The sequence below is a fragment of the Achromobacter spanius genome (assembly GCF_003994415.1).
Lineage (GTDB): Bacteria > Pseudomonadota > Gammaproteobacteria > Burkholderiales > Burkholderiaceae_B > Achromobacter > Achromobacter spanius_C.
Genome location: NZ_CP034689.1, coordinates 1647894 through 1672941, shown reverse-complemented (window position 1 = coordinate 1672941; position 25048 = coordinate 1647894). Strand labels below are relative to the sequence as shown.

The window sequence follows — 25048 nt, the reverse complement described above, 5'->3', positions numbered from 1 at the left end:
CCTGTGAATTTGATGACTCATGCCACCCACACAGGTCTAGCATTGAGCGATAACAGGAGACAACACCCATGCGCGACGCGAGCCACCCCGCCCTCGGCCATCACACCGGGTCTGACGCCGATCCCACGGAAACCGCCGAATGGCGCGACGCCTTGCAATCGCTGCTTCACGCCGATGGCGCCGGGCGCGCGGGCTATGTGCTGGACAGCCTGCTGGGGCACGCCGCGTCTCTGGGGCTGCGCGCCAACAGCCAGACCCGCACCGCCTACCTGAACACCATTCCCGCCAGCCAAGAGCCGCCGTTTCCGGGCAACCTGGCCGTGGAAGAACGCATCGCCGGCATCAACCGCTGGAACGCCTTGGCCATGGTGGTGCGCGCCAATCAGGCGCATGGCGAGCTGGGCGGCCACATCGCCAGCTATGCCTCCGCCGCCGACCTGTTTGAAGTGGGCTTCAACCACTTCTTCCGCGCGCAATCCGCCGAAGACCTGGGTGACCTGGTCTACATGCAGCCGCACTCCGCGCCCGGGGTCTACGCCCGCGCCTTTCTTGAAGGCTTTCTGGGCGAAGACGACCTGGCGCATTTCCGCCAGGAAATCACGGCTACCGGGCGTGGCCTGCGCGGGCTGTCGTCCTACCCCCACCCCTGGTTGATGCCTGATTTCTGGCAATTTCCAACCGGGTCCATGGGCATCGGCCCCATCAACGCGATTTATCAGGCGCGCTTCATGCGCTACCTGGAGCACCGGTCGCTTGCGCCCGCCAGCGACCGCAAGGTCTGGGGCATTTTTGGCGACGGTGAAATGGACGAGCCGGAATCCATCGCCGCCTTGACGCTTGCCGCGCGCGAGAAGCTCGACAACCTGGTGTTCGTCGTCAACTGCAACCTGCAACGGCTGGATGGCCCGGTGCGCGGCAACGGCCGCATCATCGACGAACTGGAAACGCTGTACGCGGGCGCCGGCTGGAACGTGATCAAACTGGTGTGGGGCAGCGACTGGGACGCCCTGCTTGCCCGCGACACCAACGGCGCGCTGGCCCGCGCTTTCTCGAATACGGTGGACGGCCAATTCCAGACTTTTGCCGCCAACGACGGCGCATTCAATCGCGCGCATTTTTTCAATCAACACCCCGAACTGGCCGCGTTGGTGGCGGACTGGACCGATGAGGCCATCGACCGCCTGCATCGTGGCGGCCACGACATGGTGAAGATCCATGCCGCTTATCACCGCGCGGCCAATCACCGCGGCCAGCCCACCGTGATCCTGGCCCAGACCAAGAAGGGCTTCGGCATGGGCGCGGCGGGCCAGGGCAAGATGACGACGCACCAGCAGAAGAAGCTGGACGACGAGGCCTTGCTGGCCTTTCGTGATCGCTTTGCCCTGCCGATCTCGGACGCGGACTGCCTGGCGCTGAAGTTCTACCGCCCCGCCGAAGACAGCGCCGAACTGCGTCATCTGCAGGCGCGCCGCAACGCGCTGGGCGGCCACATCCCCCGCCGCCGTACCGAAGCGCCGCGCCTGACGCCGCCGCCTCTCGAACACTGGGCGCGCTTTGCGCTGGCCGCCAACGGCAAGGAAATGTCGTCGACCATGGCCATCGTGCGGATGCTTACCGCGCTGCTCAAGGACGGCGCCGTGGGGCCGCGCATCGTGCCCATCGTGGCCGACGAAGCCCGCACCTTTGGCATGGCCAACTTGTTTCGGCAGATCGGTATCTATTCCGCGCAAGGCCAGTTGTACGAACCCGAAGACATCGGCTCGGTGCTGTATTACCGCGAAGCGCACGACGGCCAGATCCTGGAGGAAGGCATCACCGAAGCCGGGGCGATTTCGTCGTGGACGGCCGCTGGCACCAGCTACTCGGTCAACGGCCTGCCGATGCTGCCGTTCTATATCTATTACTCGATGTTCGGCTTTCAGCGCATCGGCGACCTGATCTGGGCCGCCGCCGACCAGCGCACCCGTGGCTTCTTGATCGGCGCCACCTCCGGGCGCACGACGCTGGGCGGCGAGGGGCTGCAACACCAGGACGGGTCCAGCCACATCATGGCGGCCGCCGTGCCAAACTGCCGCGCTTACGACCCCGCCTACGCCTACGAGGTTGCCGTGATCGTCGAACACGGCATGCGCCGCATGCTGGACGAGCAGCGCGACGAATTCTTCTACCTGACCGTCACCAACGAAAACCTGGCGCAGCCCGATATGCCCGCCGACGAAGGCATCAGCACAGGCATCCTGCGCGGCATGTACCGCCTGCGCGCCGCGCGCAAGCAAGCGGAAGTGCGCTTGCTGGGCGCGGGCCCCATGCTGCGCGAGGCGGAAATGGCGGCCGAGCGGTTGCACGAGCAGTACGGCGTGGACGCCGAGGTCTGGAGCGTCACCAGCTTTTCCGAACTGGCCCGCGACGGCCGCGAAGCCGAACGTGCGCGGGTGCTGGGCCTGGACACGGCCAGCGACGCGGACTGGGTCCGCACCTGCCTGGGCGACAGCAATGCGCCGGTCATCGCCGCCACTGATTACGTGCGCGCCGTGCCCGAACAGATCCGCGCCTGGGTGCCGGCCCCGTATCGCACCTTGGGCACCGACGGCTTTGGCCGCAGCGACACCCGCGCGCAACTGCGCGACTTCTTCGAAGTCAGCGCCGACTGGATCACGCTCTACGCGCTGGACAGCCTGGGCCGGCAAGCAGACGCCGACAAGCTGCGCAACAAGCTGAACACCCGCACCCGCAAAACCCCACCCTGGAATTCGTAGGATGGGTGTAGCGCGGGATGGCCGAGACAAGAACCCCACCATCAATCGCGCGAAACCCATCAAGCACCGGTGGAATTCTTGAACAGAGCAGCCACAGCTTTCTTGCCTATTGCGTCTGTTGTTCAGCCGCTGCCTGATGGGTTTCGCGCGGTCCGCACCGTGTTCTTGTGCCGACCATCGCGCGCTACACCCATCCTACGATTCGATGGGCGCCGATCATCTGACCGATGGGAACCGAACGCCCATCCCCCGGGAGCCGATCATCTGACCGACAGGGAACCCGTCGCCACCTAAACATAATCCGACCCGTTCTTGATCAAACACGCCTGATCGCTGCACTGCAACAACCAAGTGTCCGCGCTTTCTGGTGAAATACGGGTGTTCCCTAAGCATTTCGCAAAGAAACCGGCGGGCCGCGAGCCCGCCGCTTGTCATTCGTTTTTCATTCCGTTTTCTTTCTCAGTTAGTGCCTCAGAGGCCCCGATCCCATGGACGAAACTCTTACCAAATTGGCGTTGGATTACCACGCCTACCCCACCCCCGGCAAAATCTCGGTCGTTCCGACCAAGACCCTGGCCAACCAGGACGACTTGTCCCTGGCCTACTCTCCTGGCGTGGCGGCAGCTTGCATGGCCATCTTCGACCAGGGCGATGACGCCGCGTCCAAGTACACCTCGCGCGGCAACCTGGTGGGCGTGATCACCAACGGCACCGCCGTCCTGGGCCTGGGCAACATCGGGCCGCTGGCCGCCAAGCCGGTCATGGAAGGCAAGGGCTGCCTGTTCAAGAAGTTTGCCGGCATCGATGTGTTCGACATCGAACTGGCCGAGAACGACCCCGACAAGCTGGTCGACATCATCGCGGCGCTGGAGCCCACGCTGGGCGGCGTCAACCTGGAAGACATCAAGGCGCCCGAGTGCTTCTACATTGAAAAGAAGCTGCGCGAGCGCATGAAGATTCCCGTCTTCCATGACGACCAGCACGGCACCGCCATCATTTCGTCGGCCGCCATCCTGAACGGCCTGAAGGTCGTGAACAAGGACATCGGCTCGGTCAAGCTGGCTTGCTCGGGCGCCGGCGCTGCCGCCATCGCCTGCCTGGACCTGCTGGTGCACCTGGGCGTCAAGCGCGAGAACATCTTTGTTGTGGATTCGCGCGGCGTCATCTGGGACGGCCGCGATGAAAACATGGAAGCCAACAAGAAGCGCTACGCGCAAAAGACCGACGCCCGCACGCTGGCCGACGTGGTCAATGGCGCCGACGTGTTCCTGGGCTGCTCGACCTCTGGCGTGCTGACGGGCGACATGGTCAAGACCATGGCCGACCGTCCGCTGATCCTGGCGCTGGCCAACCCCGAGCCGGAAATCCGCCCCGAAGTGGCCAAGGCCGCCCGCCCCGATTGCATCATCGCCACCGGCCGTTCGGACTACCCGAACCAGGTCAACAACGTACTGTGCTTCCCCTTCATCTTCCGCGGCGCCATGGATGCCGGCGCCTCGCGCATCACGGAAGAAATGAAGCTGGCTTGCGTGAAGGCCATCGCCGAACTGGCGCAAGCTGAACAAAACGATGAAGTGGCCCGCGCCTATGCCGGCCAGGAACTGTCGTTCGGCCCCGACTACATCATTCCCAAGCCCTTCGACCCGCGCCTGATCTTCCAGATTGCGCCCGCCGTGGCCCAAGCCGCCGCCGACTCCGGCGTGGCCGCCCGCCCCATCGAAGACATCGAAGCCTATCGCCAGAAGCTGATGGGTTTTGTGTACCACTCGGGCCAACTGATGCGTCCGCTGTTCGCCCAGGCCAAGAAGGCGCCCAAGCGCGTCATCTACGCCGATGGCGAAGACGAACGCGTGCTGCGCGCCGTGCAGACCGTGGTTGACGAAAAGCTGGCCCGTCCGATCCTGATCGGCCGCCCGTCGGTTATCGAAATGCGCATCAACAAGGCCGGCCTGCGCCTGGTGGCTGGCGAGCATTTCGAAATCGTCGATCCGGAAGACGACGAGCGCTTCAACGAAACCTGGACCGCGTACTACCAGTTGAAGGGCCGCGAAGGCGTGACGCCGGCCATCGCCAAGGCGATGATCCGCAAACACAACACGCTGATCGGCGCGATGCTGCTGCGTCGCGGCGACGCCGACGCGCTGCTGTGCGGCGTGGCTAGCAAGTACGACAACCAGCTCAAGTACGTTGACGAAATCATCGGCAAGAAGGAAGGCCAGACCTACGCCGCCCTGAACGTGCTGATGCTGCCTGACCAGACGCTGTTCGTCACCGACACCCACGTCAATGAAAACCCGACGTCGGAAGAAGTGGCCAACATCACCATCCAGGCCGCCGACGAAATGCTGCGCTTTGGCGTGGTGCCCAAGATTGCCCTGCTGTCGCATTCGAACTTCGGCAGCCGCGTCACGGAATCGTCCAAGAAGATGGCCGCCGCCAGCAAGCTGGTGCAGGAACGCGCGCCTGACCTGGAAGTGGACGGCGAAATGCACGCCGACGCCGCCTTGTCGGAAAAGATCCGTGTGCTGGCCTACCCGGACAGCACGCTCAAGGGTCGCGCCAACCTGCTGGTCATGCCGAACCTGGACACCGGCAACATTACGTACAACATGCTGAAGATGACGGGCAGCAATGGCGTCGCGATGGGTCCCATTCTGCTGGGCGCCGCGCGCCCCGTGCACATCCTGACGACCAGCGCCACCGTGCGCCGCATCGTCAACATGACGGCCCTGGCCGTGGTGGATGCGCAGCAGGAAGCCGCCGACGCCGCCAAAAAGCGCCGTTGATCACACGCGGGTCTTGACGCCAAAGGCGCCCTTCGGGGCGCCTTTTTCATGGCGTGTTTCCGCGGCCCACGCCGTATTTTCATGCCACTTGATCGACGCCACGCCATGGGCCGGTGGTAAAACCATGCTTGACCTTTTTCCTGGAGACGACATGCTGGCCGATGCGCTATACGCCTGGTTCCACTACCTGGCGATTTTTGTCATGGTGGTCGTGCTGACCGCCGAAGCCGTATTGCTACGCCCCGATCTGAGCGCCAACGGCGTGAAGCGCTTGGTGATCTACGACCGCCTGTATGGCGTCAGCGCCGTGCTGGTGCTGATCACCGGGCTGCTGCGCCTGACGCAAGGCGTCAAAGGCGCGGCGTTTTACATGAGCAGCCCGTGGTTCCACGCAAAGATCACACTGTTCGTCATCATCGCGCTCTGTTCGATCCCGCCCACGCTGGCCATCTTCCGCTGGGCAAAACAGGCGCGCCAGCAAGCGGACTTCGTGCCCGCGTTACCCGAGATCAAGCGCGTGCGCCGCTGGGTGATGATCGAATCGCACCTGTTCATTTTCCTGCCGCTGTTCGCGGTGCTGATGGCGCGCCACATCAGCGTGTAAGGGAGGGGCAACGCGCCCGTGCGGGAGCCGCCGGCGCGTTGCCGTCCACGACGAAGCTCGCGAACTCAAAAACGCCGACCTCGTCGTTATTCACAATGCCGATAAACGTTCCATCCAGTGCCTGCATGACCGACATGCCTTCGGGCACATCGGCATAGCCTTCACGTTTGGCCACTTGCCCCTCCTTGGGGCTGAACACCAGCACGCCAGGAAAGGGTTCGCGCTGCCCATCGATCACGCGCCGGATAGACTTGACCCGCGTGCCCTCGGCGTAGTCAAAGTTGCCCAGATGCACGCGGCAGGCAAGCTCCGCGTCGCTGACGCGCAGCAAGCGGCGGTCTCCATCAAGATAGATCCAGGGTTCGCTCAACATGAGTCCGAACACCCGCACCGCGTCGGGGTCCTTGACCTCGATGCGCCATCGGTCCGGGTCGGTCGAACCGTCTACGTACACCGTGCCATTTGAGCCGTACAGCACTGAGCCCGAGTGGATCATCATGCCGTCAATTTGATTGCCACTACCCAGCCGGCACTGGCTCAAGGCCTTCATCGCGCCATCGGGCTCGGTATCAAACTCGATGTCATGCGTGCTGTCGCAACGCCATCCCAGCACCGCTTGGTCGCCCTGGCCTGTCAGGATGACGCTACGCGGATGTCGCTGAATCAGCGCGTACGTGTCCTTTTCGTATTCGGTGTCCAGATAGCGGCGAATCCGCGTCGCCTGAACGCCGAAGACAGAGGTGGGCGCCGGAAACTCGGCCTCAACGTAGGTGTCCATCTGCCCTTCGTCTTGCAACTTCAGCCGCGTGCCGGCGGGCATGGCCACGCCACCCACGGTGGCCGCTTGTTCCAGCGTCACGTTGCGCGCCGCCTCGGCCCGCTCGATCTCGCGCTCGATTTGCTGGACCATGAAGTGCACCCACGCGAAGAAGGCAAAGGGCACCGCCAGCACCACGAACACCACGGTCGAGGTCTTCCAATATTTGCGGACCGTGCGGCGATGGCCGGCGCTGACGGCCAGCACCAAGACCCACACGCCCAACACGACGCCGGCAAGCAAGCCAAACCAAAGCAGCAGGTAGAAATGGGCTGGTGGAAGCGAGAAAGGAATCATGGCCAGCATGATATCCGCATATCCGCCGCCTCATGGCCCCTTTGCGCAGGCAACAAAAAACCGCCCGAAGGCGGTTTCTTGTCATTCACTTGCCGAAAGGAAAAGCGGATTAACGCTTGTCCATCGGGGGCACGTCGCGGGTGACCGAACCCGTGAACAGCTGGCGCGGACGGCCGATCTTGTAGTCGGGATCCGACAGCATTTCGTTCCACTGGGCAATCCAGCCCACCGTGCGAGCCAGCGCGAAGATGGCCGTGAACAGCGAGGTCGGGATGCCGATGGCGCGCTGGACGATACCCGAGTAGAAGTCCACGTTCGGGTACAGCTTGCGCTGGACGAAGTACGGATCCGACAGGGCGATGCGTTCCAGTTCCATGGCCAGCTTGAACAGCGGGTCGTTTTCCAGGCCCAGGGCCGAGAGCACTTCCTTGCAGGTTTCCTGCATCAGCTTGGCGCGCGGGTCGTAGTTCTTGTAGACGCGGTGGCCAAAGCCCATCAGGCGCACGCCCGAGTTCTTGTCCTTGACCTTCTCCATGAACTCACCGACCTTGTCGATGCCGCCGTTGGCTTGCAGCTCTTCCAGCATCTGCAGGCAAGCTTCGTTGGCGCCGCCGTGAGCCGGGCCCCACAGGCAAGCCACGCCGGCCGAGATGGCGGCGAACGGGTTGGTGCCCGACGAACCGCACAGACGCACGGTGGACGTCGACGCGTTTTGCTCGTGGTCGGCGTGCAGGATGAAGATGCGGTCCAGCGCGCGTTCAACGACTTCGTTGACCTTGTAGTCTTCGCACGGCGTGGCGAACATCATGCGCAGGAAGTTGCCCGTGTAGGACAGGTCGTTCTGCGGATAGATGAACGGTTGGCCTTGCGAGTACTTGTACGCCATCGCAACCAGCGTCGGCATCTTGGCGATCAGGCGGATGGCCGAGATGTGGCGATGCTGCGGGTTCGTGATGTCGGTGGAGTCGTGGTAGAACGCGGACAGCGCGCCAACCAGACCCGTCAGCACGGCCATCGGGTGGGCGTCGCGGCGGAAGCCACGCAGGAAGAAGTGCAGTTGCTCGTTGACCATCGTGTGATGGGTCACTTGCGAGTCGAAGTCAGCCTTCTGTTCCTGGTTCGGCAGATCGCCGTTCAGGATCAGGTAGCAGATGTCCATGAAGTCGCAGTTGACGGCCAATTGCTCGATGGGGAAGCCGCGGTACAGCAGTTCGCCCTTGTCGCCGTCGATGTACGTGATGCCCGATTCGCAAGCCGCGGTGGACATGAAGCCCGGGTCAAACGTAAACATGCCCGTCTGGCCATACAGCTTGCGGATGTCGATCACATCCGGACCGACCGTGCCCTTGTAGACAGGGAACTCAATGGGTGCGCTGCCATCCGAGAAGGATAGAGTGGCTTTTTTGTCAGACAGGTTCATGTTTATTCCTCTCACATTAATCAGAGTGCGCGCATCTGGCCAATAATGCCCCGAAGCCTGGGGGTGTCCAGGTCGCCTTCGAGTTCCTTGCGGGCCAGCAGCAGGTCGAGAAGATCGTTGTCTCCCATCTCGAACAGCTGGGTCAATGCGGCCACATCATCATCGGTAAGTTCGGCCTCGTAGGCGTCCAGATACCGAGTGATGATCAAGTCGTTTTCGAGCAGGCCGCGGCGCGCCCGCCAACGCAGACGCGCCCGCTCCAGTTCAGTTAGCCTGCTCATCGTTACACCATAAAAACAAAAGTCTTCACACTAGAAACTAGACCGTGCGGCGAACCATCAGTTCCTTGATCTTGCCGATTGCCTTGGTCGGGTTCAGCCCCTTGGGACAGACGTCGACGCAGTTCATGATGGTGTGGCAACGGAACAAGCGGTACGGATCTTCCAGGTTGTCCAGACGCTCGCCGGTGGCTTCGTCGCGGCTGTCGGCGATGAAGCGATAGGCTTGCAGCAGGCCGGCCGGGCCGACGAACTTGTCCGGGTTCCACCAGAAAGACGGGCAGGAAGTGGAACAGCATGCGCACAGGATGCACTCGTACAGGCCGTCCAATTCTTCGCGGGCCTCGGGCGACTGCAGGCGCTCTTTTTCGGGCGGCGGCGCGTCGTTGATGAGGTACGGACGAATCGAGTGGTACTGGTTGAAGAAGTGCGTCATGTCCACGATCAGGTCGCGGATGACGGGCAGGCCCGGCAGCGGACGCAGAACGATGGGTTCCTTCAATTCGCGCAGGTTTGTCGTGCAGGCCAAACCGTTCTTGCCGTTGATGTTCATGGCGTCCGAACCGCACACGCCTTCACGGCACGAACGGCGCAGGGCCAGGCTGTCATCGACGTCGTTCTTGATGCGCACCAGCGCATCAAGCAGCATCTTGTCGGTGGGCTGGAGTTCAACGTCCAGCTTCTGCATGTAGGGGCGCTCGTCCTTGTCCGGATCGTAGCGGTAGATTTCGAACTTGACGATTCTCTTGGTGCTCATAATGGGCTCTATCCGGACTTAGAAGGTACGCGCCTTGGGCGGGAAGGACTCAACGGTGAGCGGCTTCATCTGCACAGGCTTGTAATCCAGGCGGCTGCCTTCGGAGTACCACAGCGTGTGCTTCAGCCAGTTCTCGTCGTCGCGCGTCGGGTGGTCGTCCAGCGCGTGCGCGCCACGGCTTTCCGTACGGGCAGCGGCCGACTTGATCGTGGCGCGGGCCACTTCGGTCATGTTGGCCAGTTCCAGCGCTTCGACGCGCGCGGTGTTGAACACCTTGGACTTGTCCTTGAAGCAGATATTGTCGGCTTGCTTGGCCAGGTCTTCGATCTGGGTCACGCCTTCGTTCAACAGTTCCAGCGTGCGGAACACGCCGCAGTGGCGCTGCATCGAGAAGCGGATGGCGTTGCCGATGTCTTGCGTCTTTTCGCCCGACGTACGCGTTTCCAGCTTGTTCACGCGGTCCAGCGAGAAGTCCACGGCTTCCTTCGGCAGGTCCTGGTGCGCGCGCTGGCGCTCAGGATGCGAATTCACGATGTGGTTGCCGGTGGCGCGACCGAACACGATCAGGTCCAGCAGCGAGTTCGTGCCCAGGCGGTTGGCGCCGTGCACGGACACCGCGGCGCATTCGCCGATGGCGTACAGGCCGTTGACGACCTTGTTCTCGCCGTTTTCGCGCGACAGCACCTGGCCGTGGTAGTTGGCCGGAATGCCGCCCATCTGGTAGTGAATGGTCGGGACGACGGGGATCGGTTCCTTGATCGGGTCGACGTTGCCGAACTTGATGGCGATTTCGCGGATCGAGGGCAGACGCTTGTTGATGACGTCGGCGCCCAGGTGATCCAGCTTCAGCACAACGTAGCTGCCGTCCGGACCGCAACCACGGCCTTCCTTGATTTCCTGGTCCATCGAGCGGGACACGAAGTCACGCGGGGCCAGGTCCTTCAGCGTGGGCGCATAGCGCTCCATGAAGCGTTCGCCATCCTTGTTCAAGAGGATGCCGCCTTCGCCACGCACGCCTTCGGTGATCAGCACGCCCGCGCCGGCCACGCCGGTGGGGTGGAACTGCCAGAATTCCATGTCTTGCAACGGGATGCCGGCACGCGCCGCCATGCCCAGGCCGTCACCGGTGTTGATGAAGGCGTTGGTGGAAGCGGCCCAGATACGGCCGGCGCCGCCGGTGGCCAGCACCGTGGTCTTGGCTTCCAGGATGTAGATTTCGCCCGTTTCCATTTCCAGGGCGGTCACGCCGACAACGTCGCCGGCTTCGTTGCGCAGCAGGTCCAGCGCCATCCATTCGACGAAGAACTGGGTGCGCGCGGCAACGTTGCGCTGGTAGAGGGTGTGCAACAGCGCGTGGCCGGTGCGGTCGGCGGCGGCACAGGCGCGCTGCACCGGCTTTTCACCGAAGTTGGCGGTGTGGCCGCCGAACGGACGCTGGTAGATCGTGCCGTCGGGGTTGCGGTCAAACGGCATGCCGAAGTGCTCGAGCTCGTACACGGCGTTCGGCGCTTCACGGCACATGAATTCAATGGCGTCCTGGTCGCCCAGCCAATCCGACCCCTTGACGGTGTCGTACATGTGCCAGTACCAGTTGTCTTCGCTCATGTTGCCCAAGGAGGCGCTTACACCGCCCTGTGCGGCAACGGTGTGCGAACGCGTGGGGAACACTTTGGACAGCACTGCAACGGACAGGCCCGCTTGGGACAGTTGCAGCGAACAACGCATGCCGGCTCCACCGGCGCCAACGACCACCACATCAAACTGGCGGCGCGGCAAGGATTTCATGACAGAGACCACGGCTTAAATGCTCCAGAGGATTTGCGCGAAGTAAATGACCGAACCGATCAGCCAGAGGATCGTCAGCACTTGCAACAGCAGGCGCAGGCCCACCGGCTTGACGTAATCCATCCAGATGTCGCGCACGCCAATCCAGGCATGCCAGGCCAACGCAATGAATGCAAGGGAGGCCAAAATCTGGCCAACCGGAATGAAGACCACGTAGAAATTGAACAGCTTGACCCAGTGTTCATACGTGAAGGCAGGCATCATCAGGATGCCAACGAGCAGCACCAGCGTATACACGGCCATGATGACGGCGGTGATGCGCTGAATGATGAAATCCATGACGCCATAGTGCGCGCCGACGACCAGGCGCTTGGGTCCGTAGTTTTTAGCGGCGGCCATTTACAGCACTCCGAACAGTTTGAGGGCGAACACCAGCGTCAGCGCCAGGCTGACACCGAAGACCACGCCGGCGCTTTTCTTGGCCGACAGCTTGTCGATACCGATGTGCAGGTCAAGCAGCAGGTAGCGGATGCCGGCACAGAAGTGATGCAGGTAGCCCCAGACGAGGACCAGGAAGACAAGCTTGACGATCGGGTTGGCCGCGATGGAAGCGATCCAGGCAAACGATTGCGGTGCGGCCACGCTTGCTGCGAACAGCGGCACGATGACCAAGGGCAAACAGAGGAACAGCAAAATGCCGCTGATGCGGTGCAGGATGGACAGCTTGCCGGCCAGGGGCAGGCGATAGGAGAACGCAACTTGGGCAAGCCCAATATTGCGAAACTGCGGACGTGGCTTGGCAGCGGTGTCGGACATGACGGCCTCGGTGTTTCGGAACTAGGGAATCGTGACGGCGAAAGTGCCGTGGCCCTTTCGGGCAAACACGCTATTTTCGCCCAGAGATTGGGTTGGTATCAAATCGTAGTTAAAAAGCTCATCAATTCAGACTATTGCGGTAGTGGTATCGATCGGTCAAGTACAAACCCCGGCGGATTTCCATGGGGCGGTCACCATAGGTGTAAGACACCCGATCTACCTGCAACAACGGCGTGCCGGCGGGAACATTAAGCAGCGGACAGACTTCGGCCGGCGCGATCACCGCGCGCAGCTTCTCGTCCGCGCGCACCATGCTCACGCCGAATTCGGATTCAAACAGACCATAGAGCGGCGCCTTGTTGGCGGTCAGCAGCTCGAGGGTGAGTCCACGGAAAATGGAACCGGGCAGCCAGATGTCGTCCACCACGGTGGGTGTCTGTCCCATGGACAGCAGGCGGCGGATCATCACGACGGTTTCGCCGGCCCGAAGATCCAGGGCGCGCGCGATCTCGGCGGGCGCGCGCAGGCGCCGGCATTCCAGGATGCGGCTTTCGGCGCGGCCGGCCTCGCCTTCTTCATCGGCGGCCAGGCGCAGGAAACGGTAGCGCACACGGGCTTCGTGGTGGGTGGCGACAAAAGTGCCCTTGCCTTGGCGGCGCAGCAGCATGTGCTCGGCGGCCAACTCATCGACCGCCTTGCGCACCGTGCCCTGGCTGACCTGAAAACGGGCAGCCAGATCGATTTCGCTGGGGATGAGTTCACCGGGCTTCCATTCGCCGCGCTCAAGACTTTGAACGAGCAGATCCTTGATCTGGCGATAGAGCGGACTGAAAGCGGCCCCCTCGCCCGTTGAACGGGCGGCGCGTGTGCGTAAGGAGGTTTCGGGCCGAGGCTCTGCCATGGATCTTCTTGAAAGTGTCATGTGCATCCGGATGATGGGAGGGCAGCGCAAACAAGGACGCAAACAGCATGCGAACCCACATCCAAAATGCGCTGTCAGGAGGCACAACAGACCGGGCTGCAACGCATTCGAATAAACGCTCTATTGTGGCATATCGCGCCAGACGCTGTCCAACGTCTTATGTCTTATATAAGATAGAAGAGCGTTTGACGCCCCCTGGAAATCGTTCTAGGATTCACGGCTGTCAGGGCCCCGCGCCGGCCTGCTTCCGCGCGCTGTTTTTGATGCCCCAACGATTACACTGATTGGTGAGATTTTTTCTCGCCAAACCATTACGGAGAACGTCCATGTCCAAGCCTGCCTTGCGTGTCGCCGTCACCGGCGCCGCCGGCCAAATCGGTTACGCACTGCTATTCCGCATCGCCTCCGGCGAAATGCTGGGTAAAGATCAACCCGTCATCCTGCAATTGCTGGAAATCCCCGACGAGAAAGCGCAAAAGGCCCTGAAGGGCGTCATCATGGAATTGGATGACTGCGCCTTCCCGCTGCTGCAGGAAGTGACGGCTCACAGCGACCCGCGCACCGCCTTCAAGGACGCCGACGTGGCCCTGCTGGTTGGCGCCCGTCCGCGCGGCCCCGGCATGGAGCGCAAGGACCTGCTGTCCGTCAACGCCCAGATCTTCACGGCGCAAGGCAAGGCCCTGAACGACGTGGCCAGCCGCAACGTCAAGGTGCTGGTCGTGGGCAACCCCGCCAACACCAACGCCTACATCGCCATGAAGTCGGCGCCGGACCTGCCGGCCAAGAACTTCACCGCCATGCTGCGCCTGGACCACAACCGCGCCCTGTCGCAGTTGTCGGCCAAGTCGGGCAAGCCGGTTGCCGACATCGAAAACCTGATCGTCTGGGGCAACCACTCGCCCACGATGTACCCGGATTTCCGCTTCGCCACCGTCGGCGGCGAATCGCTCACCAAGCTCATCAACGATGACGCCTGGAACCGCGACACGTTCATCCCCACCGTGGGCAAGCGCGGCGCCGCCATCATCGAAGCCCGTGGCCTGTCGTCGGCCGCTTCGGCCGCCAACGCCGCCATCGACCACGTCCGTGACTGGGTCCTGGGCAGCAACGGCAAGTGGGTCACGATGGGTGTTCCGTCGGATGGCTCGTATGGCATTCCGGAAGGCATCATCTACGGCGTGCCGGTCACGACCGAAAACGGCGAATACAAGCGTGTCGAAGGCCTGGAAATCGACGCCTTCTCGCGCGAGCGCCTGGACTTCACGCTGAAAGAGCTGCTGGAAGAGCGCGACGGCGTCAAGGACCTGCTGAAGTAAGCAGCGCTTGAATCAGGATTGGGCCCGTTGATGCGGGCCCAATTCTTCTGTACTGCCATCATGCCGAAACATACACCTGTCTCTTGGCCCGGCCGCGCCGGGATTGTCGCGTAGGGGACAGATTTATATTCCGGACCCGCGATAAGGTCGTGGGCTAGCCATAAGAACGGAGACATCCATGTCCAGACCCGAATCGCCCGGCGCCCTCTTCCGCCGCGCTCTTGCCGAAGAAAGCCCGCTGCAGATCATCGGCGCCATCAACGCCAACCACGCGCTGCTGGCCAAGCGCGCCGGCTACCGCGCCATCTACCTGTCGGGCGGCGGTGTCGCGGCCGGTTCGCTGGGCTTGCCCGACCTGGGCATCAACACCATGGACGACGTGCTGACCGACGTGCGCCGCATCACCGATGTGTGCGACGTGCCGCTGGTGGTGGACATCGACACCGGCTTCGGCCCGTCGGCGTTCAACATCGCCCGCACCGTCAAGAGCCTGATCAAGTTCGGCGCGGCCGCCTGCCACATCGAAGACCAGGTCGGCGCCAAGCGCTGCGGCCACCGTCCGGGCAAGGAAATCGTCACCACCGAAGAAATGGCCGATCGCGTCAAGGCCGCGGCCGACGCGCGCACCGACAGCGACTTCTACCTGATCGCCCGCACGGACGCCATTGCGTCCCACGGCGTGGACGCCGCGATTGAACGCGCGCTGGCCTGCGTGGAAGCCGGCGCCGACGCCATCTTCGCCGAAGCCGCCTACGACCTGCCCACTTATGACCGTTTCGTCAAAGCCGTGAAAGTGCCGGTGCTGGCCAACATCACCGAATTCGGCAAGACGCCGCTATTCAGCGTTGAAGAGCTCAAGAGCGTGGGCGTGGGCATGGTGCTGTACCCGCTGTCGGCCTTCCGCGCCATGAACAAGGCCGCCGAAGCCGTCTACACCGCCATCCGCCGCGACGGCCATCAGAAAAACGTGGTGGACCTGATGCAGACGCGCGACGAGCTGTACGACCGCATCGGCTATCACGAATTTGAATCCAAACTGGATGCGCTCTTCCAGAAGGGCAAAGCGTAATCCCGCGGCACCTTCGGTATCCGGCGCCGCGACACCCGCGCGGCGCCCTGCTAGTCACCCATTGCATCGACCACAGCGAAAGTGAAGGAGTAGAGACATGAGCACGGCTCCCAAAAAGCAAGAAGCCAAGCCGGACGCCAAGCCGGAAGAAAAAGCCGGTTTTAAACCCAAGAAGTCCGTTGCCCTGTCGGGCGTGGTCGCGGGCAACACCGCGCTGTGCACCGTCGGCCGCAGCGGCAACGACCTGCACTACCGTGGCTACGACATCCTGGACATCGCCCACACCAGCGAGTTCGAGGAAATTGCCCACCTGCTGGTCCACGGCAAGCTGCCCAACAAGGCCGAACTGGCTGCCTACAAGCAAAAGCTGAAGAGCCTGCGCGGCCTGCCCGCCCAGTTGCAAGTGGCGCTGGAAGCGCTGCCGGCGTCCAGCCACCCGATGGACGTGATGCGCACCGCCGTGTCGGTGCTGGGCTGCGTGCTGCCTGAAAAAGACGACCACAACACCCCGGGCGCGCGCGACATCGCCGACCGCCTGATGGCCAACCTGGGTTCGGCCCTGCTGTACTGGTACCACTACAGCCACAACGGCCACATGATCGACGTGCAAACCGACGACGACAGCATCGGCGGCCACTTCCTGCACCTGCTGCACGGCGAAAAGCCCAGCGACGAATGGGTCAAGGCGATGCACATCTCCTTGAACCTGTACGCCGAACACGAGTTCAACGCATCGACCTTCACCGCGCGCGTCATCGCCGGCACGGGTTCGGACATGTTCTCGTCGATTGCCGGCGCCATCGGCGCGCTGCGCGGCCCCAAGCACGGCGGCGCCAACGAAGTGGCGTTCGACGTGCAAAAGCGCTATGACACGCCGGACGAAGCCGAAGCCGACATCCGCCGCCGCGTCGAGGCCAAGGAAGTCATCATCGGCTTTGGCCACCCCGTCTACACCGTGTCCGACCCGCGCAACAAGGTCATCAAGGAAGTGGCCAAGAAGCTGTCGAAGAAGGCCGGCAGCACCAAGATGTTCGACATCGCCGAACGCCTGGAAACGGTCATGTGGGACATCAAGAAGATGTTCCCCAACCTGGACTGGTTCTCGGCCGTCAGCTACCACATGATGGGCGTGCCCACCGCCATGTTCACCCCGCTGTTCGTCATCGCGCGCACGGCAGGCTGGTCGGCCCACATCATCGAACAGCGCATCGACAACAAGATCATCCGCCCCACCGCCAACTATGTGGGCCCGGAAGACCAGAAGTTCGTGCCGCTGGACAAACGCAAGTAAGGCGGCCCGCAACCAGAACGAGAACAAGGCGCGGCATGGCCACCTGTATTCACTTCTTCGCTAAGGAGGGTTCGCAATGTCCGCCCCAATCTCAAACGTACGTCCCGATCCCGATCAGGTCCTGGTCGATATCGCGGACTACGTTCTCAACTACGAGATCACGAGCAGCCTGGCGTACGAGACCGCACGCAACTGCCTGATCGACACGCTGGGCTGCGGCCTGGAAGCGCTGGAATACCCGGCGTGCAAGAAGCTGCTGGGGCCGATCGTGCCAGGTACCGTGGTGCCCAACGGCGCCAAGGTGCCAGGCACGCCGTTCCAGCTTGACCCCGTGCAGGCCGCGTTCAACATCGGCACGATGATCCGCTGGCTGGATTTCAACGACACTTGGCTGGCCGCCGAATGGGGTCACCCCTCCGATAATCTGGGCGGCATTCTGGCCACGGCAGATTGGCTGTCGCGCACGGCCGTCGCCGCCGGCAAACCGCCCTTGACCATGCGCGACGTGCTGACCGGCATGATCAAGGCGCATGAAATCCAGGGCTGCATCGCGCTGGAAAATTCCTTCAACAAGGTAGGCCTGGATCACGTAGTGCTGGTCAAGGTGGCATCCACCGCCGTGGTGGCGCAGATGCTGGGGCTGGACCGCTATGAAGTCATCAATGCCGTGTCGCTGGCCTGGGTCGACGGCCAAAGCCTGCGCACCTATCGCCACGCGCCCAACACAGGCAGCCGCAAGAGCTGGGCCGCTGGCGACGCCACCAGCCGCGCCGTGCGCCTGGCGCTGATCGCGAAAACCGGTGAAATGGGTTACCCCTCGGTGCTAAGCGCCAAGACCTGGGGCTTTTACGACGTGCTGTTCAAGGGTCAACCGTTCAAGTTTCAGCGGCCGTATGGCAGCTACGTGATGGAGAACGTGCTGTTCAAGATTTCGTTCCCGGCGGAATTCCATTCGCAGACGGCGGTGGAATGCGCCATGGACATCCACGCAAAACTCAACGCGTTGGGCAAAAGCGCGGACGACATCAAGGCCATCACGATCCGCACCCATGAAGCGTGCATCCGCATCATCGACAAGAAGGGCCCACTGAACAACCCCGCCGACCGCGACCACTGCATCCAGTACATGGTGGCGGTGCCCGTGCTGTTCGGCCGCTTGACCGCCGCCGACTACGAAGACGACGTCGCGCGCGACCCGCGTATCGACATCCTGCGCGACAAGATCGTCTGCGTGGAAGACCCGGCCTATACGCGGGACTACCACGACCCGAACAAGCGCTCGATCGCCAACGCGCTGACAGTGGAATTCAAGGACGGTTCGAAGCTGGATGAAATCGTCTGCGAATATCCCATCGGCCACAAGCGCCGCCGCGCGGACGGCATCCCATTGCTGGAAGCCAAGTTCCGCACCAATCTGGCCCGCATGTTCGCAACCAAGCAGCAACGCCGCATCCTTGAGGTGTCGCTGGATCAAAAAGCGCTGGAATCCATGCCAGTCCACGAATACGTGGACCTGTACACGTAGGATGGGTGTAGCGCGCGTGAACGCTTGCAATGGCGCAAGTGCCGCACGCGCGCAACCCATGCGGAAGGGGCGCTGGAATCAGTAGGGGGTTCTTGCGGGGGCCGCCTTGTCGGGTTCTTGCGGGGGCAGTCTTGTTGTTCACCGCTGCTTGATGGGTTCCGCGCGATTGATGTCAGCGTTCTTGGAGTTGGCGTATCGCGCTGCACCCATCCTACGAGCAGCGGCGGCTTTACAATGCGGCTTTCCTCGACGGGATGGTGCCATGGGCATGCTTTGGGTCAAGACCTTTCACATTGTCTTTATCGCTTCCTGGTTTGCCGGATTGTTCTATCTGCCGCGCATTTTCGTGAACCTGGCGCAGCAATCGGACGCTTCCGTCCAGGCCACGTTATTGGGCATGGCGCGCCGGCTGTACCGCTTTACCACCATTCTGGCCGTGGTCGCCGTTGTGTTCGGCATGTGGCTGTACCTGGGCTACCGCATCGGCGTGGGTCCGGGCAACGGCTGGATGCATGCCAAACTCTTTTTCGTCTTGCTCGTCATCGGCTACCATCACGCCTGTGGCTTGATGCTGCGTAAGTTCGAACAGGGCAAAAACACCCGTTCGCACAAGTTCTATCGCTGGTTCAACGAAGTTCCCGTCTTGCTGCTCTTGGTGGTGGTGGCGCTGGTCGTCGTCAAACCCTTCTGATTCCCCCTACCTTTGCACATTCGCCAGGATTCGTATGTCCTCTGATGACAAGGACCGCCCGCGCAAGACGCTGACGATCAAAAAAACGGCGCGCGACGCCCATGCCGAAGAAGCGCCCAAGCGCACCCGCACCGGTGCCCGCGCCCGACTGGTTGCGCAGATCTCGCGCACCAAGGAAAACGTAGAACGCCAAAAAGATCCTGAAGGCTATCAACGCCGCCAGGAAGAAGAGGCGCGCCGCAAACCGGGCGCTGGCGCGCGCGGGCAGTACGAGCGCGGGCAACCCAGCCGTGGCGAAGGTCGCGGTCCTGGCGGCAGAGGCTCGGCGGAACGGGGCACATCCGAACGCGGCGCCTCTGCACGGGGTGGCTCCGAACGTGGCAACTCTGATCGTGGCAATGCCGAACGCGGCCGGTTCGATCGCGGACAGCCCGCCCGTGGGCGTTCCGACGATTCGCGCCGCCCCGCCCCGAGGCGCGTTCCGGCCGTCCGCCGCAGCGCGCCCCGCGCCTGCGCGATGACCAGTACATTGCGCCGGCTACACCGGCGGGCCGCTTCTACGACCCGTTCGAAGACGACGGCCCTGCGCCCGACTTCCACGCTGAGCCGCCCGAGCACACCCCGGAACCAGAATTCACCGAAGCGCGCGGCGATTACCAAGACGAACCCCACGACGACTATCGCGATCGCGCCCCCCGCGTTGAAACCCGCAGCCGCCGCCCGCGCGACACTCGCCAGGCGGAAGTGTTCACGGTGTTCGCCCCCTGCCCGCAAGGCCTGGAAGAGGCCCTGACGGCCGAAATGCAGGCACTGGGCTACGAAGACGCCCAGGCCGGCCGCGCGGGTTGCTCGTTCACGGCCGACTGGTCGGGCGTGCAGCGCGCCAACTTGTATTCGCGCCTGGCCACCCGCATTCTGGTGCAGGTCGCCCATGCGGAAATCTCGCACGAAGACGACATTCTGGACCTGGCCCGCGACACCCCCTGGGAACGCTGGTTCGGCGCCGAACAAACGCTGCGCGTAGACACCTCAGCCATCAAGAGCCCCGTGCAGAGCCTGCAGTACTGCAACCTGCGTGCCAAGGATGGCATTTGCGACCGACTGCGCGAACTGGAAGGCGAACGCCCCAGCATCGACACGGTGCGCCCGGATGCCCGCGTCCACCTGTTCCTGACGGGCCATACGGCCACGCTGTACCTGGACACGTCGGGCGAATCGCTGTTCAAGCGCGGCTGGCGTCTGGACAAGGGCGAAGCGCCCTTGCGCGAAAACCTGGCGGCCGGCATGCTGGCCCTGGCCGGCTGGGACCCCGCCGCGCCGTTGCTGGACCCGTTCTGCGGGTCGGGCACCATCCTGATCGAAGCGGCCTGGATTGCGCTTGGCGTGCCCCCTGGCATTTCGCGCCCGTTTGGCTTTGAACGGCTGCGCAACCACGACGCCTACCGCTGGCGCGACCTGAAGGACGACGCCCGTTCGCGCATCCTGCCGCAGTTGGACGCGCCGCTGGTGGGCTACGACCTGGATCCGCAAGCCATTGAATTCGCTCAGAACAACGCCGAGCGCGCCTGGCTGACGGCCGATTCGATCCGCTTTGAAGTCGGCGACGCTCGCCAGATAACGGCGCCCGCCGACCACGGCTGGATCGTCACCAACCCGCCCTATGGCGAGCGCATGCTGACCGAGCCGGACGCCGACTTGTGGCGCGATTGGGCCACCTGCCTGAAACGCAATTTCGCGGGCTGGCAGTTGCACGTCATCACCAGCGACATGACTTTGCCGAACCAGATGCGCTTGAAACCCAAGCGCCGCGTGCCCTTGCACAACGGCGCGCTGGACTGCCGCCTCTTCGGCTTCGAGCTGGTTGCCGCCGGCTACCGCGACGCCTGAACGCACTTGGCCCGGACGGTTCTCGTCCGGGCAAATCCCCTCTTTCCGCCGTGGCGTCACGTTGTAAAAGCGCCGCAACATAGCGCCCGTATCTTTGCACTGGTGCCCCGACGCTCGAATTTGGGGCATTATCAGCACCAAGGTGTTGCCACATTGCACCAGCTTGCATCTGCCACTTGCACAGGGCCAGGGTTAACCCCTATAATTCGGGTTATCCCTAGTAGCTAAACAACTGAGCAAGCCCGTGGAGGCTATTGTGATCAACCCGAACAACACCATCCGCCTGACCGACGAACTCGAGCGCCAACTGATGCTCCAGGCAATTGAAGAACAATTCCGTCCGCACCCGATGCGGGCGTTGGCCGCAGGCCTGCGTAAGCTGGCTCACGGCGTGAAAGCCCTGGCTGGCAAGACGAGCGCCAACAACGCGCACTCCGCCGCCTGAAGCTTCACCTGGGCCTGAGTCTGCGGCCCAAACGATTTTCCCCTTGGGGGCTGCATAGCCCCTTTTATAGACCCGCCCTTACCGGCGGGTTTTTTTTTGTCGGATAATGGCGACCCATGACGACCGACGCTTACCTCGACCAGACTCCCAATCGGCTGCGCCGATTCGCCTGCATGATGTATGAAGCCGTGCTGTTGTTCGGCGTCGTCTTTCTGGCCGGCTACCTGCTGGACACGTTGACCCAAAGCAAGAACGCGCTGGAGTTGCGCGGGGCCCGCCAAGCATGGTTGTTCGTTGCCATCGGCGCCTACTTCGTGCTGTGCTGGCGCCGCCGTGGGCAGACGCTGCCCATGAAAACCTGGAACATCCGACTGGTCGACCGAGACGGCAACACCCCAAAGACGCCCCGCCTGATCCTGCGCTACGTCTTGGTCTGGCCACTGGTGCTGGCCGGTGCCGCCGTGGTGTGGGGCGCCGCCAGCCTGACCGGCTGGGCCTCGGTGGACATGTTCATCGTTGCCGCGCCCTTCACGATTTTTATCTGGTCCTGGTTCGACCCGGACGGCCAATTCCTGCACGACCGGCTTCTGGGTACACGGCTGCGCAACGCACCTGCACGCCAAAAAAGCCGATAAGCGGCACCCGTGACAGCACGACCGTCACAACACCGTCACGAAGGTTTCACACGCCGGTCATGGCGGGCTGGTCTCATTCCGAGGCATGACGACAGCCCACATGGAAGCGACCGTGAACGAGATCCGCCCCGCACATTGGCGTGCCCTCTGGATTTCCGACATTCACCTGGGCACTGCCGGGTGCAAGGCGGAATTCCTGCTCGATTTCCTGGACCACAACGATTCGGACACCCTGTATCTGGTGGGCGACATTGTGGACGGCTGGCAACTGCGCAAGCACTGGCACTGGCCGCGCGCGCACAACGACGTCATCCAGCGCATTCTGCGCAAGGCTCGAAATGGCACGCGGGTCGTGTTCATACCCGGCAACCATGACGAGTTCGCGCGGGAATTCGCCGGCTACGCATTTGGCGACATTGAAATACTGGACGAAGACGTACACGTCACCGCCAAGGGGTTGCGCCTGCTGGTGCTGCATGGCGACCAGTTCGACGGCGTGATCCAGCACAGCCGCTGGCTGGCGCATCTGGGTGACGGGCTCTACCAACTGGCCTTGTGGATCAACCATCATTTCAACCGGCTGCGCCACCGGCTGGGGCTGCATTACTGGTCGCTGTCGCAGTACCTGAAGCACAAGGTCAAGAACGCGGTGTCCTTCATCACGGATTTTGAAGAAGCGCTGGCAGGCGAGGCGCGCCGGCGTGGCCTGGACGGCGTGGTCTGCGGCCACATCCACAAAGCAGAACTGCGCGACGTCAACGGCATCCTGTACTGCAATGACGGCGACTGGGTGGAAAGCCTGTCGGCCCTGGCGGAAACTCACGAGGGCCAATTGCAATTGCTGGATTGGGCCGCCATCCAGGCGGAACGGCAAGCCGATCCCTCTACCCGCCCGCCGCGTTCGCTTTCGCTTCCCGCCTTGCCATCTGCCTTGCGCCGCCAAAGCAAACACCCGTGATAACCCGTATGCGTCCCCATTACGCAACGGGGATATTGCAGTTCACGGCCCTCTAGGTCATGCTTGCATCTGAGCCAACGGGCGAGCCGGTCCGTTCACGCAGCTGCAACATGCTTACAACATAGGGCCATGAACGACCAATATCAGGCGCTCTACCAATCATTCCGCTGGCTGGTTCCCACCCAGTTCAACATCGCGGAAGCGTGCTGCCACCGCTGGGCATCCAGTAGTCCGGATGCGCGGCGCATCGCCATCTACTACGAAGACGAATCAGGCAACCGCGAGGTCTGGACCTATGCTCGCCTGGCCGAAGCCGTCAATCAACTGGCCAACGGCCTGGTGAAGATGGGCGTGGGCCGCGGCGACCGCGTTGGTGTGGTGTTGGGGCAACGGCCGGAAACGGTGGTGGCCCACATGGCCATCTACACCGTGGGCGGCGTCGTACTGCCCTTGTCGACGCTATTTGGCCCCGAAGCCCTGGAAAGCCGTCTGCGCGACTCCGAAACGCGAGTCGCCATCGTGGACCACGCTTCCAGCGCCAACTTGCTGGCGGTAAGCGACAACTGCCCCAACCTGCAGCAGATCATCGGCATCGGATTTGCCGATGAGCGGGTGCTGCCGTGGCGCAGCCTGCTGGCCCGCCAGCCCAGCGAATTCAAGGCCGTTGCGACCCGCTCGTCGGACCCCGCCATCCTGCTCTACACGTCAGGCACCACCGGCGCCCCCAAAGGGGCCCTGTTGCCGCATAGCGTGCTGATCGGCAACCTGCCGGGTTTCGTGGCCTCGCAAGACTGGTTTCCCAAGCCGGGTGACGTGTTCTGGTCGCCCGCCGACTGGGCCTGGACCGGGGGCATGATGGATGCGCTGTTGCCGACCTTGTATTTCGGGCACCCCATCGTGGGCACGCGGGGCCGCTTTTCGCCCGAGCGCGCGTTCGAGCTCATGGAGCGCTACCAGGTCACCAACACCTTCCTGTTTCCCACCGCGCTGAAAATGATGATGAAGGCCGTACCCGAGCCGCGCAATCATTATCAACTGGCGCTGCGTTCCATCATGAGCGCGGGGGAAAGCGTTGGGGAAACCGTCTTCAAATGGTGCCAGTCCGCGCTGGGCGTGACGCCCAACGAGATGTTCGGCCAAACCGAAATGAACTACGTGGTGGGCAATAGCCAGAAGCGCTGGCCGGCCCGTGCGGGCAGCATGGGCCGCCCGTATCCTGGCCATCAAGTGGCGGTGCTGAATGACGACGGCCAGCCGGTCGCAGCGGGCGAAACCGGTGAAATCGCCGTTAACCGGCTGGACATCCACGGTTTTCCCGACCCGGTCATGTTTTTGGGCTACTGGCGCAATGAAGCTGCCACCCAGCTCAAGTTCAAGGGCGACTGGTGCCTGACGGGCGACCTGGCTACCGTCGATGCCGACGGCTACCTTTGGTACGCCGGCCGTGCCGACGATGTATTCAAGTCGGCCGGCTACCGCATTGGCCCCGGAGAAATCGAAAGCTGCCTGGTGGGCCACCCCGCCGTAGCCAACGCCGCCGTGGTGCCCAAGCCGGACGCCGAGCGCGGCGCACTGGTCAAAGCGTATGTCGTGCTGACGCCCGAATTCGTCCAACGCGACCGTGCCGACATCATCGAAAACCTGCAAGAGCATGTTCGTGAACGCCTGGCGCCCTACGAATATCCAAAAGAGATTGAGTTCGTCGACGAATTGCCGATGACCACAACCGGCAAGGTCCAGCGCCGTATCCTGCGCCAACGCGAACAAGAGCGCGCCCATGCCGTGGCGACGGCGCCCGGGGCGACTGCGCCCCCCACACCAGTCGCAACGCCCGAGGCCTCCACGCCGCCCGCGCCTGCCGCTACCCCCCCGGCCGACACGCCGCCTGCACCCGCCACCACGCCCGGCACGCCCAGCGCTTGCGCGACACCCGCCCCGGCCGCGGACGTCGCGCCTGCCCCATCGGGCCCAGAAAAATTATCGGAAACCTAGG

At 62.9% G+C, this 25048-nt stretch carries 22 protein-coding genes; 13 read left to right on the top strand and 9 right to left on the bottom strand.

What is annotated here, in order from left to right:
- The first annotated feature begins 68 nt into the window (after nt 1–68).
- The 3 genes from mdeB (at nt 69) to ELS24_RS07550 (ending at nt 6146) form a co-directional block, all read left to right on the top strand.
- A complete protein-coding gene (gene mdeB / locus ELS24_RS07560; protein WP_127183771.1) occupies nt 69–2756 on the top strand; it encodes an alpha-ketoglutarate dehydrogenase in 2688 nt (895 codons plus the stop codon).
- Between the two features lie 488 nt (nt 2757–3244).
- Nucleotides 3245–5542 (top strand): NADP-dependent malic enzyme, encoded by a 2298-nt coding sequence (locus tag ELS24_RS07555; RefSeq protein ID WP_050449830.1) that lies wholly within the window; start codon nt 3245–3247, stop codon nt 5540–5542.
- A gap of 151 nt (nt 5543–5693) precedes the next feature.
- Entirely contained in the window at nt 5694–6146 is a 453-nt protein-coding gene (locus tag ELS24_RS07550) for a DUF2214 family protein (RefSeq protein ID WP_127186272.1), read from the top strand.
- Here the strand turns inward: ELS24_RS07550 and ELS24_RS07545 are convergent.
- From ELS24_RS07545 to ELS24_RS07510, 8 genes are all read right to left on the bottom strand, one after another.
- A complete protein-coding gene (locus tag ELS24_RS07545) occupies nt 6136–7269 on the bottom strand; it encodes a hypothetical protein (RefSeq protein WP_240669465.1) in 1134 nt (377 codons plus the stop codon). The two genes, ELS24_RS07550 and ELS24_RS07545, sit on opposite strands and share 11 nt — an antisense overlap.
- Nucleotides 7270–7369: 100 nt before the next feature.
- A complete protein-coding gene (gene gltA, locus ELS24_RS07540; protein ID WP_050449832.1) occupies nt 7370–8680 on the bottom strand; it encodes a citrate synthase in 1311 nt (436 codons plus the stop codon).
- Between the two features lie 20 nt (nt 8681–8700).
- On the bottom strand, nt 8701–8961 hold the full coding sequence (locus ELS24_RS07535; RefSeq protein WP_006218128.1) for a succinate dehydrogenase assembly factor 2: 261 nt from the start codon (nt 8959–8961) through the stop codon (nt 8701–8703).
- Between the two features lie 37 nt (nt 8962–8998).
- Complete coding sequence (locus tag ELS24_RS07530; RefSeq protein ID WP_006218127.1) at nt 8999–9715, bottom strand: succinate dehydrogenase iron-sulfur subunit; 717 nt, start codon at nt 9713–9715, stop codon at nt 8999–9001.
- An 18-nt stretch (nt 9716–9733) separates the two neighbouring features.
- Nucleotides 9734–11512, bottom strand: a complete 1779-nt coding sequence (gene sdhA, locus ELS24_RS07525; RefSeq protein WP_127183770.1) for a succinate dehydrogenase flavoprotein subunit — start codon at nt 11510–11512, stop codon at nt 9734–9736.
- Between the two features lie 3 nt (nt 11513–11515).
- Nucleotides 11516–11899 (bottom strand): succinate dehydrogenase, hydrophobic membrane anchor protein, encoded by a 384-nt coding sequence (gene sdhD, locus ELS24_RS07520; RefSeq protein WP_050449834.1) that lies wholly within the window; start codon nt 11897–11899, stop codon nt 11516–11518.
- A complete protein-coding gene (gene sdhC / locus ELS24_RS07515) occupies nt 11900–12316 on the bottom strand; it encodes a succinate dehydrogenase, cytochrome b556 subunit (protein WP_050449836.1) in 417 nt (138 codons plus the stop codon).
- A 121-nt stretch (nt 12317–12437) separates the two neighbouring features.
- The gene (locus ELS24_RS07510; RefSeq protein ID WP_050449837.1) at nt 12438–13217 is read right to left on the bottom strand and encodes a GntR family transcriptional regulator; all 780 of its coding nucleotides are present in this window, start codon (nt 13215–13217) and stop codon (nt 12438–12440) included.
- 347 nt (nt 13218–13564) lie between these two features.
- Between ELS24_RS07510 and ELS24_RS07505 the strand changes: the two genes are divergently transcribed.
- The 5 genes from ELS24_RS07505 to ELS24_RS07485 all read left to right on the top strand — a co-directional run bounded on the left by ELS24_RS07505 (nt 13565) and on the right by ELS24_RS07485 (nt 19130).
- Entirely contained in the window at nt 13565–14554 is a 990-nt protein-coding gene (locus ELS24_RS07505; RefSeq protein WP_006218122.1) for a malate dehydrogenase, read from the top strand.
- A 178-nt stretch (nt 14555–14732) separates the two neighbouring features.
- The gene (prpB, locus tag ELS24_RS07500; protein WP_050449838.1) at nt 14733–15623 is read left to right on the top strand and encodes a methylisocitrate lyase; all 891 of its coding nucleotides are present in this window, start codon (nt 14733–14735) and stop codon (nt 15621–15623) included.
- Nucleotides 15624–15720: 97 nt separating this feature from the next.
- Complete coding sequence (gene prpC, locus ELS24_RS07495) at nt 15721–16914, top strand: bifunctional 2-methylcitrate synthase/citrate synthase (protein WP_127183769.1); 1194 nt, start codon at nt 15721–15723, stop codon at nt 16912–16914.
- Nucleotides 16915–16990: 76 nt separating this feature from the next.
- The gene (locus tag ELS24_RS07490; RefSeq protein ID WP_127183768.1) at nt 16991–18439 is read left to right on the top strand and encodes a bifunctional 2-methylcitrate dehydratase/aconitate hydratase; all 1449 of its coding nucleotides are present in this window, start codon (nt 16991–16993) and stop codon (nt 18437–18439) included.
- Nucleotides 18440–18701: 262 nt separating this feature from the next.
- Nucleotides 18702–19130, top strand: coding sequence for a CopD family protein (locus tag ELS24_RS07485; RefSeq protein WP_172616216.1), 429 nt, complete (start codon nt 18702–18704; stop codon nt 19128–19130).
- Here ELS24_RS07485 and ELS24_RS30805 read toward each other — a convergent pair.
- Nucleotides 19117–19413 (bottom strand): hypothetical protein, encoded by a 297-nt coding sequence (locus tag ELS24_RS30805; RefSeq protein ID WP_164741226.1) that lies wholly within the window; start codon nt 19411–19413, stop codon nt 19117–19119. The two genes, ELS24_RS07485 and ELS24_RS30805, sit on opposite strands and share 14 nt — an antisense overlap.
- A gap of 227 nt (nt 19414–19640) precedes the next feature.
- Here ELS24_RS30805 and ELS24_RS07475 point away from each other — a divergent pair, with 227 nt between their 5' ends.
- From ELS24_RS07475 to ELS24_RS07455, 5 genes are all read left to right on the top strand, one after another.
- Entirely contained in the window at nt 19641–21017 is a 1377-nt protein-coding gene (locus ELS24_RS07475) for a THUMP domain-containing class I SAM-dependent RNA methyltransferase (protein ID WP_127183767.1), read from the top strand.
- Between the two features lie 256 nt (nt 21018–21273).
- Entirely contained in the window at nt 21274–21462 is a 189-nt protein-coding gene (locus ELS24_RS07470) for a hypothetical protein (protein ID WP_164741225.1), read from the top strand.
- A gap of 116 nt (nt 21463–21578) precedes the next feature.
- Nucleotides 21579–22097 (top strand): RDD family protein, encoded by a 519-nt coding sequence (locus ELS24_RS07465; RefSeq protein ID WP_050447687.1) that lies wholly within the window; start codon nt 21579–21581, stop codon nt 22095–22097.
- An 85-nt stretch (nt 22098–22182) separates the two neighbouring features.
- Complete coding sequence (locus tag ELS24_RS07460; protein ID WP_127183766.1) at nt 22183–23055, top strand: UDP-2,3-diacylglucosamine diphosphatase; 873 nt, start codon at nt 22183–22185, stop codon at nt 23053–23055.
- A 129-nt stretch (nt 23056–23184) separates the two neighbouring features.
- Nucleotides 23185–25047, top strand: coding sequence for an acyl-CoA synthetase (locus tag ELS24_RS07455; protein ID WP_428839681.1), 1863 nt, complete (start codon nt 23185–23187; stop codon nt 25045–25047).
- The last annotated feature ends 1 nt before the right edge of the window (nt 25048 follow it).

What these genes read in the sequence shown, in the direction of transcription:
- ELS24_RS07535 (WP_006218128.1), bottom strand. Translation starts at nt 8,961, where the DNA reads ATGAGCAGGCTAACTGAACTGGAGCGGGCGCGTCTGCGTTGGCGGGCG.
- sdhC (WP_050449836.1), bottom strand. Translation starts at nt 12,316, where the DNA reads ATGTCCGACACCGCTGCCAAGCCACGTCCGCAGTTTCGCAATATTGGG.
- sdhD (WP_050449834.1), bottom strand. Translation starts at nt 11,899, where the DNA reads ATGGCCGCCGCTAAAAACTACGGACCCAAGCGCCTGGTCGTCGGCGCG.
- ELS24_RS07485 (WP_172616216.1), top strand. Translation starts at nt 18,702, where the DNA reads ATGGGCATGCTTTGGGTCAAGACCTTTCACATTGTCTTTATCGCTTCC.
- ELS24_RS07460 (WP_127183766.1), top strand. Translation starts at nt 22,183, where the DNA reads ATGACGACAGCCCACATGGAAGCGACCGTGAACGAGATCCGCCCCGCA.
- prpC (WP_127183769.1), top strand. Translation starts at nt 15,721, where the DNA reads ATGAGCACGGCTCCCAAAAAGCAAGAAGCCAAGCCGGACGCCAAGCCG.
- prpB (WP_050449838.1), top strand. Translation starts at nt 14,733, where the DNA reads ATGTCCAGACCCGAATCGCCCGGCGCCCTCTTCCGCCGCGCTCTTGCC.
- ELS24_RS07455 (WP_428839681.1), top strand. Translation starts at nt 23,185, where the DNA reads ATGAACGACCAATATCAGGCGCTCTACCAATCATTCCGCTGGCTGGTT.
- ELS24_RS07465 (WP_050447687.1), top strand. Translation starts at nt 21,579, where the DNA reads ATGACGACCGACGCTTACCTCGACCAGACTCCCAATCGGCTGCGCCGA.
- gltA (WP_050449832.1), bottom strand. Translation starts at nt 8,680, where the DNA reads ATGAACCTGTCTGACAAAAAAGCCACTCTATCCTTCTCGGATGGCAGC.
- ELS24_RS07490 (WP_127183768.1), top strand. Translation starts at nt 16,991, where the DNA reads ATGTCCGCCCCAATCTCAAACGTACGTCCCGATCCCGATCAGGTCCTG.
- ELS24_RS07505 (WP_006218122.1), top strand. Translation starts at nt 13,565, where the DNA reads ATGTCCAAGCCTGCCTTGCGTGTCGCCGTCACCGGCGCCGCCGGCCAA.
- ELS24_RS07545 (WP_240669465.1), bottom strand. Translation starts at nt 7,269, where the DNA reads ATGCTGGCCATGATTCCTTTCTCGCTTCCACCAGCCCATTTCTACCTG.
- ELS24_RS07530 (WP_006218127.1), bottom strand. Translation starts at nt 9,715, where the DNA reads ATGAGCACCAAGAGAATCGTCAAGTTCGAAATCTACCGCTACGATCCG.
- ELS24_RS07550 (WP_127186272.1), top strand. Translation starts at nt 5,694, where the DNA reads ATGCTGGCCGATGCGCTATACGCCTGGTTCCACTACCTGGCGATTTTT.
- mdeB (WP_127183771.1), top strand. Translation starts at nt 69, where the DNA reads ATGCGCGACGCGAGCCACCCCGCCCTCGGCCATCACACCGGGTCTGAC.
- ELS24_RS07555 (WP_050449830.1), top strand. Translation starts at nt 3,245, where the DNA reads ATGGACGAAACTCTTACCAAATTGGCGTTGGATTACCACGCCTACCCC.
- ELS24_RS07510 (WP_050449837.1), bottom strand. Translation starts at nt 13,217, where the DNA reads ATGGCAGAGCCTCGGCCCGAAACCTCCTTACGCACACGCGCCGCCCGT.